Origin of the sequence: Bradyrhizobium sp. CCBAU 11361 (assembly GCF_028128935.1) — a bacterium.
Taxonomy (GTDB): domain Bacteria; phylum Pseudomonadota; class Alphaproteobacteria; order Rhizobiales; family Xanthobacteraceae; genus Bradyrhizobium; species Bradyrhizobium niftali.
Window position 1 is genome coordinate 113,449 of sequence record NZ_LBJZ01000181.1, and the last position, 12,387, is coordinate 125,835.

The window sequence follows — 12,387 nt, forward strand, 5'->3', positions numbered from 1 at the left end:
CCGTTGGAAACCTACGCTTACGCGCTGCTGCCGCTCGGCGCATTGGCCGGCGGCTTCGTCTCGGGCCTGGCCGGGTTCGGCACGGCGCTGATGGCGCTCGGCATCTGGCTCTACGTGCTGCCGCCCTCGCTCGCGGTGCCCCTGGTGCTGATCTGCTCGGTGATCGCGCAGACCTCGACGCTGCCGTCGATGTGGAAGAGTTTTGATCTCTCGCTGGTCTGGCCGTTCCTGATCGGCGGGCTGATCGGCGTGCCGCTGGGGACCATGATGGTCGCCTCGGCAGATCCAAAGGTGTTCAAGCTGAGCATCGGCGTGCTGCTGCTGATCTTCTCGAGCGCGCTCTATCTGAACAAGAGGCCGCTCGCGATCAAGTTCGGCGGCCGCATCGCCGACGGCGCGATCGGCTTTGCCGGCGGCATTCTTGGCGGACTTGCGGGACTGTCCGGACCGCTGCCGATCCTGTGGGCCAACATTCGCGGCTGGAACAAGCACGAGCGGCGCGGCATCTTCCAGCTCTTCAATTTCACCGTGCTCGCGACCGCGCTGGTGTTGCAGACGGCATCGGGCCTCGTCGCGTTCAAGGTGGTCTGGCTCGCGCTGGTCGCGTTTCCCGGCACGTTGATCGGCGCATGGGCCGGCGCACGCGTCTATCACGCGCTGAGCGACAAGCACTTTGGCGATGTCGTGCTCGGTCTGCTGTTCCTGTCGGGGCTCGGCCTCGTCTGGAACAGCCTTGGTGTGCACTGACGCGCGCGCCAACGAACATGCGTCGTTGTCGCGGCAGCATCAGGCTGTCGCTATGCCGGCAAGCGCGCAGGAGGCGCTTCAGGCTCAGCCTCCACCTGCTCCGGAACCCCGGCGTGTCGAAGCGGCGCCAGGCGCTTGCCGAATTCGCGGTGTAGCAACCACACGCTCAACGCCGCCTGAAGCGTCGTTGTCGCGATCGACAAATACCAGACGTGCTCCATCCGAAAGCCCGGCCACGTCGAGAGCCAGATCGACGGCAGGGAATAGGTGAGGACCCGCATTGCCGAGGTCACCAGCACGGGCTTGGTGTTGCCGAGCCCCTGGAACATGCTGGAGGTGGTGAAGATCAGCCCCTGCGCCACCATGTTGAACGAGACGATGCGCAGGAAGAGCGACGCGACCGCCATCGTTTCCCGATCACTCGAGAAGCCGGCAAGCAACAGACCTGGCGCGAGTTGCGCGAGGATCAGAAAGACAATCATCACGGCGGTCGCGACAAGCGCCGCCTTGACAAAGGTCTCCCGCACGCGCGCGCCATTGCCGGCGCCGAAGTTCTGGCCGGCGATGGGCCCCGCAGCCAGCGCAATGGCGAGCGCAGGCATCTGGATCAGGCCGAGCAGACGCGTGCCGATACCAAATCCGGCCTGCGCCGCCGGTCCGAAAACGCTCAGCACATAATAGCCCACGGCCATGATGATGAAGACCATCGCGAACTCGCCGCCGGCCGGCAGGCCAACATTGAGGATTCTCTTCCACTGCCGAAGCTGCGGCCGCCATTGCGCAGGATGAAAGGCGACGTAGCGCTCCAGTTTCAGGAAATACGCGAGCAGCATCAGCACGCCGACGAAGACGGCGATCGAGCTTGCGAGGCCTGCCCCGGCGACACCGAGCGGATGCCCGGTGCCCCAGCCCGAGATCAGGACCGGCGCCAGCGCAATGTTGATGCCCACCGCGAGCGCCTGCACCAGCATGCTCGGCCGCACGATGCCGGTCGCCCGCAATGCGGATGCCATCACTTGCGTCGCGAATTGCAGCGCCAGCGCCGGCATGAACCAGAGCAGATAGACGGTGCCGGCTTCGACCGTTGCCTTGTCGGCCGCGACCGCGCGCATATAGGGACGCGACAGCGCGAAACCCGCAACCAGTGTCAGCAGCCCGAACAGCACCGACAGGACGACCGACTGGTTGAACACCAGATTGGCATCGCCACGGTCCTTGCGGCCCACAGCATGCGCCATCAACGCAACCGTGCCGACGCCGAGCACCTGCATCAAGGCATTGACGAGAAAGCCGGCGTTGCCGGCCGCGGCGACGCCCGCGATCGCGGCCTCGCCCAGGCTCGAGACGAAGTAGAGGTCGACGAGCTGGCAGATCATGATCGTGATCATGCCAACCACGATCGGTGGCGCCATGCTCAGGATGTGGCCCACGATGGAGCCGCGCGTCAGGTCTTTCATTTCAGTCCATCCCTGCCCTAATCCTTCGCAGCTTGCGGACGCTCTCCTCCGTCCGCAGGCTGCGCATCATTCCGCTGCTGCCAGGCGTCCGAGATCCACCACCTGGCGCTCGAACAGGCCGCGATAGATGCCCCCTGGCTTGCCCGCGAGCACGGCGTGGGTGCCCTGCTCGACGATCTCGCCGCGGTCGAACACCAGGATCCGATCGAGACTGCGCACCGTCGACAGCCGGTGTGCGATCACGATCGAGGTGCGTCCCTTCATCAGCCGCTCCATCGCCTGCTGGATCAGCGCCTCCGATTCCGAATCGAGGCTCGACGTCGCCTCGTCCAGGATCAGCACCGGCGCGTCCGCCAGGAAGGCGCGCGCCAGCGCCACGCGCTGCCGCTCGCCGCCCGACAGTTTCACGCCGCGCTCGCCGACGAGCGTGCCGTAGCCCTTGGGCAGACGCAGGATGAAGTCGTGCGCATTGGCCAGCCGCGCCGCCTGCTCGATCGCCTCCAGGCTGGCGCCGGGCCGGCCATAGGCGATGTTCTCGGCGAGCGAGCGGTGAAACAGGATCGGGTCCTGCTGCACGATCGCGATCTGGCTGCGCAGCGATTGCTGCGTGGCCGTTGCGATGTCCTGGCCGTCGATCAGCACGCGGCCATCGCTGACGTCGTAGAGCCGCTGCACCAGCTTGACGAAGGTGGTCTTGCCGGAGCCGGAGCGGCCGACCAGGCCGACCCGTTCGCCGGCGCGGATCGTGACCGACAGGCCGTCGTACAGCGGCTCGCGATGGCCGCCATAGTGGAACGTGACGTCGTCGAACACGATCTCGCCGCCCTCGATCGCGATCGGCCGCGCGTCCGGCGCATCGACAATCCCGATCGGCTCGTCATGGATCGCCACCAGTTCGTCCATGTCGTTGACCGAGCGCTGGAGGTTGTTGATGTGCATGCCGACGTCGCGCAAGTAGGCGTGGATGACGTAGTAGCTGGTCAGCACATAGGTGACGTCGCCGGGCGAGGCGTGCCCGGACATCCACAGCAGCACCGAGCCGCCGATCACGGAGGCACGCAAGGCCAGCAGCAGCGAGAGCTGCGCCATCGCCGTGTAGTTGTAGCGAAACCAGGTCCGCCGCACGCGCACGCGCCAGCGGTTGATGACGCGGGCGAGCCGCGTATCCTCGCGCAGCTCCGCGCCGAAGGATTTCACCACGGCGTTGCAGGTCAGCGCATCCGCCAGCGTGCCGCCGACCTTGGTGTCCCAGGCGTTGGAGATTCGCGCGGCCGGCGCGATGTAGCGCGTCGAGAACAGCACGGTGATGGCGACGTAGAAAAGCGCTCCCACCGCGATCACCGCGCCGAGCGAGGCCCAGTGCAGGCCGATCAGGACCATGGAGCCGATCAACACCAGCAGAGACGGCGCCAACGCCATCAGGATGGTGTCGTTGAGCAGGTCGAGCGCCCACATGCCGCGGGTGATCTTGCGTACCGTGGAGCCGGCAAAGGAGTTGGCGTGCCAGTCGGTCGAGAAGCGCTGCACGCGCGTGAAGGCGCCCTGGGCGACATCCGACATGATCTTGAGCGTGAACGGGACGATCGCCTGGAGACCGATCAACCTCAGCACCATGGAGGCCGCACCGAGCGCGACGATGGCGCCGAACGCAACCAGCGCCGCGTGGCGCGCGTCAGGATCGGACGGGCCGCGTGTCAGCGCATCGACCAGATGTCCGGAGAAGACCGGCATGAACAGGTCGGCGACGGTCGCGCCCAGCAGGCCACCGGCCACGATCAGGCCGCGACCGGGCTGGTTCAGCCAGTGCCGGAACACGAAGGGCAACACCACGCGTATTGCCGCGGGCCTTTTCGAGAGAGAGGTCATGACATCATCCAGCCGCTTTTTGGCGCGGGCCGGCTCCATCAACGGACGCAAGTCGGCCACGAAGGGCAGACGGCGTCACTCACAGGTGATTTTGACTTGGGGAAGTGGGCGATCGGGACTCGTGACCCGATCGAATCTGGTGGAAGAGGCCTCTAGCAGGCCGCCGACATACCGAACCAGAACATCGAACGCGGGCGAACGATCTGCGAATGCGACGAAATCATGCAAATCCCTCCCGGTTCGATTGAATGAGGTGCGCTTTATAGATGTGTCGTTTGCGGTTTGCAACGGGGCGCGCGCGAGATCACGAACGAGTGTTGCAATTTGGTTCGGGGGCCGCGCACTCCGCTGTCATGCCCCGGCTTGACCGGGGCATCCAGTACGCCGCGACGGACCTGGTGAGAGCGAGGTCTTCAACGCCGGCCTCTGGAATACTGGATCGCCCGGTCAAGCCGGGCGACGACACCAACTATGTAGTCACTCAATGCGCATCGCCGCCGCCGGTCAGCGAGGCCGGCTTGTTCAGCAGCGTGACCAGCAGGCTGAGGCCGAGATAGAACAGCGTCAGCATGAAGAAGGCGTCGCCAAAGCTCATCACCACGGCCTGGCGGTGCACCAGCTGCGAGAGCTGCTTCATCGCCATCAGCGTGGAATCGCCGAGCCCCTGAAACTTCTGCATGAACATGGTCAGGGTTTCGGTCGCGGTCGCATTGCCCCAGGTCACGCGCTCCTGGAGGCGCGTGATGTGCAGGTCGGTGCGGTCGTTGAGCACGGTGTTGATGACGGCGAGCCCGACCGCGCCGCCGAGATTGCGCATCAGGTTGAACAGGCCGCTTGCGTTCTTCACCCTGTCAGGCGCCAGCGTGCCGAGCGCAATGTTGTTGGTCGGCACCATCGCGAACATCATGCCGACGCCGCGCAGGATCTGCGGCACCAGCAGCTCGTAGAAATCGTAGTCGCGGGTGATCCAGGTCATCTGGTAGGAGCCGATCGCGAACACGACGAGGCCGAAGGCGATCATGTAGCGCATGTCGAACTTCACCATCAGCCGGCCGACCAGCGGCGCGACCAGGAACATGGTGATGCCGGAGACGAACATGGTCTCGCCGATCATCAGCGCGCTGTAGCCGCGCACTTCGGCGAGATAGCGCGGATAGATATAGGTCAGGCCGTAGAGGCCGATGCCGATGCAGAATTGCAGGAGGCAGCCGATGGCGAAATTGCGGTTGGAGAAGGTGCGCAGATTGACGATCGGCTCGGCCGCCGTGAACACGCGCCAGAAGAAGGCGATCGCCGAGATCGCGCAGATCCAGGCGCAGATCGCGACCGACGTGTCCTGCATCCATTCATATTGCGGGCCCTCCTCCAGCACATATTCCAGCGTGCCGAGGAAACCGGCCATGAAGAGCAGGCCCCACCAGTCGAAGCGGTCGAGCAATTCGAAATGCGGCTCGTCGAAGTCCACCAGCGCCAGCACGCCGATGGTGATGGCGACGCCGGGCACGACGTTGATGAAGAACAGCCAGTTCCACGACATCAGATCGGTGATGTAGCCGCCGACCGTCGGCCCGATGGTCGGCGCCAGCGTCGCGACCAGCCCGATGATGGGTCCGACGATGTGGAATTTGGAGCGCGGGAACACGGTGTAGGCCGAGGCGAACACGGTCGGGATCATGCCGGCGCCGAGAAAGCCCTGGAGTGCGCGCCAGAGGATCATCTCCTCGATGGTGGTGGCGAAGCCGCAGAGCAGGCTCGAGGCGGTGAAGCCCGCGGCCGAGATCGCGAACAGCAGGCGCGTGCCGAACGCGCGCGACAGGAAGCCCGACAGCGGGATCGCGATGACTTCGGCGATCAGATAGGCGGTCTGGACCCAGGAGACTTCGCTGGAGCTTGCCGACAGGCCGGCCTGGATTTCGCTGAGGGACGCCGAGACGATCTGGATGTCCAGGATCGACATGAACATCCCGAACACCATGATGATGAAGGCGAACAGCCGCTTCGGCGCGATGCGCTCCGAAGCGGGGGCCGCCATCATGGCAGGTGAAGCAGTCGTGGCGTTCGCCATGGTCTGACCTCGCAGCGCTCGGGTGCGCCTACTGCGGATGGATCATGGTGGGATCGTCGAGATCGACCTCGCTGTCGGCGTCGGCCGCGCCCTTGTTGGTGTCGACGGTCGCATAGACCGACATGCCGGCGCGGAGCAGGTTCTGCTTCGCCACCGACTTCGGCACGCGGATGCGGACCGGCACGCGCTGCACGATCTTGGTGAAGTTGCCGGTGGCGTTGTCGGGCGGCAGCAGCGTGAACACCGAGCCCGCGCCCGCCGCGATGCTGTCGACGACGCCGGAGAACTTGCGCATGCCATAGGCATCGACCTTGATCGTCACCGGCTGGCCGGGACGGATGCGCTTGAGCTGCGTTTCCTTGAAGTTGGCGTCGATATAGACGTCGTCGAGCGGCACGACGTTGCCGAGCCGCTGGCCGACCGCGACGAAGTCGCCGGCGCTGACCAGGCGGTTCGAGAACGTGCCGCCAACCGGCGCGCGCACCGCGGTGAAGGCGAGATCGCGCTCGGCCTTGGCGAGCGAGGTCTTGAGCTCCGCAAGCTGGGCCTGGGCTTCGGCCTGCTGCGCCTTGGTGACGGCGACGTTGCTGACGGCGACGTCATAGGCGGCCTGCGCGGCCTTGACCGCGGCGGCGCCCTGGTCGCGTCCGGCTTCCGAGCTCTCGAAGGTGGCGCGCGAGGCAAAGCCCTTGCTGCTCAGCGCCTGCTGGCGCTCGTAGTCGAGGTCCGCGCGCTTGAGGCCCGCCTCGGCCGAGACGAGCTGTGCCTTGGCCTGGGCAACCTGGCTGTCGAGCGCCGCGATCTGGCGGCCGATGCGATCGATGGTGGTCTGCTGGGTCGCGATCCTGGTCGCGGCGGCATCGACCGCGATCTTGTAGTCGCCGTCGTCGATGCGGAAGATGACGTCGCCGGCGCGCACCGTCGTGTTGTCGCCGGCAAGGATCGAGGAAATGTGGCCGGCAACGCGCGCGCCGAGCATGGTGTTGTTGGCGCGGACATAGGCGTCGTCGGTGGCGATGTAGAAACGCCCGACCAGCGTGTAATAGCCGGCATAGCTGGCTGCCGCGAGCGCCAGCACCAGACCGACACCCATCAGGACGAATTTGCGCTTGCCGGATTTCGGCGTGCCGCTGGCGGCGGGCGCGTCTGCCCCCGGCGCGGCCGGCTTGTCGGTCACGGGCTTCTCCGGCGCCTCGCTGCGGCGCTTGGTTTCCTCGACCACATGGGAGCGCAGCTGCTCGGCGAGAACGGCGGACGTCTCGGTCGCAGGGTCACCGGTCGGCGAATTCGTCTCCACCGCTTCCTGGCGAAGGACGCGCGCACCCTGGTCTCTCGATACGGCCATAAAGGCCTCCCCAAAAAAAAGCGCGATGAAGGACGGCCCGCCTGCGGCGTGTTCCCCTCGCTTATCCCAAATATCATTGACCGAACGGTTCGGTCAATATACATAATATCCTGCGTCGGATCCTAGTGGCCCGAATCCTTCATTTGCGTTTCATTGTTCGGCACCTCGTCCCGAAACCTTCCGAGACCCTGAACCAATGGTTGTAGCTGCCAGCGAACATCTGCACGTCATCCAGGAGGAGGACAGCTCGAAGCGCCGCCAGATCCTGGACGGGGCCCGCAAGGTGTTCATGGATCTCGGCTTCGACGGCGCCAGCATGGGCGAGATCGCGCGCGCAGCGCAGGTCTCCAAGGGGACGCTCTACGTTTACTTCGCCGACAAATGCGCGCTGTTCGAAGCCATCCTCGAGCAGGAGGCGCTCCAGTACGGCCAGGTCGTGTTCAACTTCGATCCCGCCCGCGACGCCGAGACCACGCTGACGGAGTTCGGCCGGGCCTACATCCATCTGCTCTGCCGGCCCGGCGGCGGATCGGCGATCCGCACCGTGATGGCGATCGCCGAGCGCATGCCCGATGTCGGTCGGCGTTACTATGCGCGCGTGCTGGACAAGACCATCAACCGCCTCTCCGATTATCTCAAAACCCATGCCGCCTCCGGCGATCTCACGATCGACGATTGCGATCTTGCCGCCTCGCAGTTCATGGAACTGTGCAAGGCTTCACTCTTCCTGCCCTTCGTCTTCCAGGCCGCGCCCGCGCCGTCGGAAGAGCGCATGACCGAGGTGGTCGACAGCGCGACGCGGATGTTCCTGGCGGCGTACCGGGCGAAGTAATCGCAAGCCGCCACGCGTTGCGCAGGCCGGTCTCGCAGCATTATATTTGCGGCCATGTCCCGTGATCTTCGCCCGCCTGTCGATATCCTCCATTATGAGATCGTCCAGGAACAGGCCTCAGCGCTTGGACGGATGGGCCGTGCACTCGAACAGAACCTTGGGCGTTTGCGCGAGTTCGACGCCGCCTACGAAGCCTCGGGGACGCCGGCCTCGATGCAGCCGGCCAGGCGCAAGCTGGTGATGGAAGCCGGCCAGGCGCTCTGGATGTTCGTGGTGCAACGTGAGGCATCTGGCTTGCGCGACAGCCGTCACATCATGCGGACCTACAACGTCCCGGGCGAGGTGCAGCTGTGCATGGGGCTGGTCCCCGCGCCGTCGAAAGCGACCTCGACATGACTTTCTGGCTGCGCAGAGCTACGATCCGATCTCTTCCATCTTGCGCCATCCATGCAGGACATGTCGCGCGTCGCGCGTGAACGCGAAGACGTGGCCTCCACCCGCGGGCTGATCGTAGGCGCGATCGATCGGATGGCCGGCGATGTGGCAGAACAGCAGCGTGCCGACGGCGCCGTGGCCGACGAAGAGAACATCGCCAGGACGTTTGCGGGCCAGCACCGCCTCGGCCTCGCGCACGATGCGCGCCTGCGCATCCAAGGCACGCTCCCAGCCGCGAACGCTGAGATGCGGCTGCGCAAAGAATTGATCGGCGACCGCTTCGAATTCGGCCGGCTTCAGGAAGCCGGTCGCCGAGCGGTCGTTCTCGTGCATGGCCTCGCGGATGTCGATCATGATGCCGAGCCGGCCGGCGATGATCTCGGCGGTCTCGACCGCCTTGCGCTCGCCGCTTGAGATGAGCTGCGTGGTGCGCGCGAGCCAGCCGGCCTGCGCCACCGCCTCGGTGCGCGTTCGACCAACCAGGCTGAGGCCCCATTGCGGCACAGGCACGTCAGGGTCGATCTGAACCTGCGGGTGGGTGAGATAGCGGACGATGTCGATGGTCATTCAGGTTGACGCGATCATAGCCCGCATGAGCGCAGCGATATGCGGGAATTCTGTTCCCGGATATCGCTACGCTCATCCGGGCTGCAAGAGAAGCTGCGCCCGCCTAATCGTCGGCGTAATCGTCCTCTTCCTGCTTCCGCGTGCTCTTGCGCGTTCCGAGCGAGCCGGTGACATAGGGATCGCGCCTGCCCGCGTAAGGATTGCGCTGCTGCGCGCGCCCGGCGACCTCTTCGCCGGAGACGGCGGCGGGCTGGCAGATCAGGCGGCGGCTGGCGCGGCGCATCAGATCGACATGGATGTGATCGTAGTGATAGACGTTCGAGCCCGGCGCGAGCACCGTGGTGAAATGCGCGCACGCGCCCGACTGCACGTCGCGCAGAAAGCCCTGCTCTTCCGGCATGCCGCGCCAGCCGTCCTTCACCGTGACACGGCGGCCGTCGGCGAGCACGAAGGCGGAGATGTCGAGCGCGTTGCCGAAGGCGTGCTCGGAGATGTGGGCATGCGAGTTGCCGTTCATGCCACGGCAGGAATAGGCGGAGATCTGCTTGATCTCGGCGATGCGCACGCCGAACCAGCGCATGGCCGAGGGCTGCACGGTGTCGGCGAGCCAGCGGTCGAGCTCGGACACGATCGGACAGGCCAGCGTCGCGGTCGGCTTGATCGCAACGGGACCGACGGCAGTCACCGGATTGCCCTGCGCGGGACCAAGGCGCGGCAGCGGCTGCTGCGCGGGCGCCTGCGAATAAGGTGAGGGACCGGGCTGCCGCGCTGGATAGCTCGGCGCATTCATGTAGCGCGCCGCACCCGCGGCATCGGTGCCCTCGGGCGGCAGGTCGATCTCGTCTTCCTGCGGCGCCACGCCGGGCGCGTTCAGTGACATCGGTCCGGACGAGGCGCCATAACCGGACGGCTGGCGCACCGCGCTCTCGGGATAGTTCGGCCGTTGCGGATAAGAAGATGCCGGATAGGCCTGGGCCTGCGGATAATTCGATCGCGGCTGTGTCACCGGCCAGCGCGGCTGGTTGCCGACATTGCCCGGCGGGCGCAGTTCCTCGTCGGCAAAGCCGTAGCTGCTCGAGGGCTCGCCGATGGCGGCGACCTTGAGCGGAAACTCCGCACCGCAGCTGCCGGGCCCGGAGATCGGGTCGATGCGGACGATGTCCGCACTTTCCTTGACCGCGCCGGATTTCAGGCATGCGGCCTCCGCCTCGGCCCGCCACGGTTCACGTTCGGCCTGGAAGAAGCCGCGTCCGCAACCCGCTAGCGAAACAAGGACGATGGAGCCGACGAGATACAAACGAACTCCGCGCGTCATGCACGCACGTTCGGTGAATTTACTTAAAGACTCTTCAACGTGTCGATTTCAGCCTTCCTTAACCATCCGTGCGCGGCCGTGCGCTGGCTTCTGGAGATGAGCGGCAGCAAGGCTGACTTTTTCGCAAGGACACTTTCTGTTAACCATAACGGCCGGGCGCAGGGGCGCGCGAGCGGGACCATGCTTCAGCGGAACATCCCAGGGAGCAACGGCATGACGTTTGCCGGGAGACTGAGCGTTATCACCGCGTACCTCGCCATGGCCTTCGTCGGCGCCATCGTGCTCGGCATGATCTAGCGGCCATCGATCAACCACACCGAAGACCGCTCACCCTTCCCTGGACGGTAAGCCGAGTGCATCGCTACGACCGCGCGCTCCACTGCCGCGATGTCGTAACCACCTGCTCCTGCGGCTCCTCAACGCGCGTCCAATCGTTGCCCGAGCACCAGAAGTGGCCGAGCGCGCAGGCCTCGACGTAGAGCCTGCCGGCGCTCTTCAGCGTCATCCTCGCATAATAGGTGTTGCCGGTGGAGCGGCTGTAGATGCTGCCGGTCCAGACGTCGTGCGATTTCTGCTTCATGTTGACGAGCACGCTCTCGCCCCTGCTCGACGCCTCGGTCAGCGCATAGCCGCACAGCGCGGAGCCGCAGCGTTCGATGCGGACCGTGCCCTTGGCGCCGTCGCTTTCCCACTGCCCGAGCGGCATGCCGGGCGACTCGTCGTCACTGCGCTGTGCGATCGTCGTGGTCGGCTTGATCTCTTGCTTCGGCGCGACGACCGGCGGCTCCATGCGCGGCGGATCGAGCGCGATCGGCTTCGGCGGATCGACGCGCGGCAGCTCAACCCGTGGCGGATTGGGGCTCATGGCCTCGATCCTTGGTGCCTCGGATCTTGGCGCCGGCGGCAGCACAACGGGCTGCGACATCGTCGCGGCGAGCACGGGCGGCGGCGCCGGTGACGGCGCGACCGTAATCGCCTGTGGCCGGGCCGGGGTTGCCGGATAGACCGGCTGCCGCGCCTGCACCACCGGCGGTGAGACAGGCGGAGCGGACGTCGTGGCGACGTCCTCCGCCGGCCGAAAGCTGCGATTGGAGGAAATCGAAACGCAGGAAGCGGATCGGCAATTCCTGGGCGCCTCGACATGGAACCGGTGGCCGCCGATCGAGAATGCGTAGGAACCGGCCTGGGCTGAAGGCGCAACCGCCAGCAGCGCGATCAATGTGCCAAGCGAAGTCGCAAGCCGCGTCATCGGCGCCTCCCTCTCTTCTGTCGCGACGACGTTACGCAGACGAACCGCGGCTAAATGTGCGCTGGCTCACCCAAGCGCGCGCGAGCCATTGTGACCTCCATCACGGAAGGCCGGACGGGCCGGGCGTAGGGTCGAACCAAGCATCATCCACCAGCGACTTCAGTCCATATCGGGACCACGCATTTCTCGGAGGTTGTCATGAACAAGCTCACCATCGCCGCCACCGCACTCTTCCTCGCGTCGACCGCAGCCGCTCATGCCGGCAATTCGATCTCGTTCCAGATCGAGGGCCAGCACATCCGCATCGAGACGCCGCGCAACTGCGCCTCGCTCAACTGCGTGACCATCGTCGCGCCGGGCCTGTCGGACAAGCCGATCAAGCTGAACAACATCAACCTCAAGGGCCTTGGCTCCAAGGACGACGAGGACGACACCACGCCGGCTCCGGCCACCACCACCGCGCAGCCCGCGCCGGCTCCGATGCAGCAGCAGCCCGTGCAGCAGGCGCC

General features: G+C 65.7%; 11 protein-coding genes and 1 pseudogene. 5 read left to right on the forward strand and 7 right to left on the reverse strand.

Annotated features, from left to right (window positions below; translation table 11 throughout):
- Positions 1-3: 3 nt before the first annotated feature.
- Positions 4-747 (forward strand): sulfite exporter TauE/SafE family protein, encoded by a 744-nt coding sequence (locus XI08_RS24135; RefSeq protein ID WP_271576240.1) that lies wholly within the window; start codon positions 4-6, stop codon positions 745-747.
- A gap of 50 nt (positions 748-797) precedes the next feature.
- Here the strand turns inward: XI08_RS24135 and XI08_RS24140 are convergent, their stop codons facing one another.
- From XI08_RS24140 to XI08_RS24155, 4 genes are all read right to left on the reverse strand, one after another.
- Entirely contained in the window at positions 798-2,204 is a 1,407-nt protein-coding gene (locus XI08_RS24140) for an MATE family efflux transporter (RefSeq protein WP_271576241.1), read from the reverse strand.
- A 66-nt stretch (positions 2,205-2,270) separates the two neighbouring features.
- A complete protein-coding gene (locus XI08_RS24145) occupies positions 2,271-4,070 on the reverse strand; it encodes an ABC transporter ATP-binding protein (protein WP_271576242.1) in 1,800 nt (599 codons plus the stop codon).
- A 481-nt stretch (positions 4,071-4,551) separates the two neighbouring features.
- A complete protein-coding gene (locus XI08_RS24150; protein WP_271576243.1) occupies positions 4,552-6,135 on the reverse strand; it encodes a DHA2 family efflux MFS transporter permease subunit in 1,584 nt (527 codons plus the stop codon).
- A 28-nt stretch (positions 6,136-6,163) separates the two neighbouring features.
- Positions 6,164-7,480, reverse strand: coding sequence for an HlyD family secretion protein (locus XI08_RS24155; RefSeq protein WP_271576244.1), 1,317 nt, complete (start codon positions 7,478-7,480; stop codon positions 6,164-6,166).
- Positions 7,481-7,676: 196 nt separating this feature from the next.
- Here XI08_RS24155 and XI08_RS24160 point away from each other — a divergent pair, with 196 nt between their 5' ends.
- Positions 7,677-8,312, forward strand: a complete 636-nt coding sequence (locus XI08_RS24160; RefSeq protein WP_027544645.1) for a TetR/AcrR family transcriptional regulator — start codon at positions 7,677-7,679, stop codon at positions 8,310-8,312.
- A 54-nt stretch (positions 8,313-8,366) separates the two neighbouring features.
- Positions 8,367-8,708 (forward strand): DUF6665 family protein, encoded by a 342-nt coding sequence (locus XI08_RS24165; protein WP_271576245.1) that lies wholly within the window; start codon positions 8,367-8,369, stop codon positions 8,706-8,708.
- Positions 8,709-8,726: 18 nt separating this feature from the next.
- Here XI08_RS24165 and XI08_RS24170 read toward each other — a convergent pair whose 3' ends face one another.
- Both XI08_RS24170 and XI08_RS24175 read right to left on the reverse strand, forming a co-directional pair.
- On the reverse strand, positions 8,727-9,314 hold the full coding sequence (locus tag XI08_RS24170; RefSeq protein ID WP_271576246.1) for a histidine phosphatase family protein: 588 nt from the start codon (positions 9,312-9,314) through the stop codon (positions 8,727-8,729).
- A gap of 103 nt (positions 9,315-9,417) precedes the next feature.
- Positions 9,418-10,629 (reverse strand): extensin-like domain-containing protein, encoded by a 1,212-nt coding sequence (locus XI08_RS24175; RefSeq protein ID WP_271576247.1) that lies wholly within the window; start codon positions 10,627-10,629, stop codon positions 9,418-9,420.
- 39 nt (positions 10,630-10,668) lie between these two features.
- Here XI08_RS24175 and XI08_RS24180 point away from each other — a divergent pair, with 39 nt between their 5' ends.
- On the forward strand, positions 10,669-10,926 hold the full coding sequence (locus tag XI08_RS24180; RefSeq protein WP_271576248.1) for a hypothetical protein: 258 nt from the start codon (positions 10,669-10,671) through the stop codon (positions 10,924-10,926).
- A 64-nt stretch (positions 10,927-10,990) separates the two neighbouring features.
- Here the strand turns inward: XI08_RS24180 and XI08_RS24185 are convergent, their stop codons facing one another.
- Positions 10,991-11,878 (reverse strand): DUF2147 domain-containing protein, encoded by an 888-nt coding sequence (locus XI08_RS24185; RefSeq protein WP_271576249.1) that lies wholly within the window; start codon positions 11,876-11,878, stop codon positions 10,991-10,993.
- A gap of 198 nt (positions 11,879-12,076) precedes the next feature.
- Here XI08_RS24185 and XI08_RS24190 point away from each other — a divergent pair.
- Positions 12,077-12,387: pseudogene (locus tag XI08_RS24190) on the forward strand (DUF2147 domain-containing protein); the annotation flags it as partial.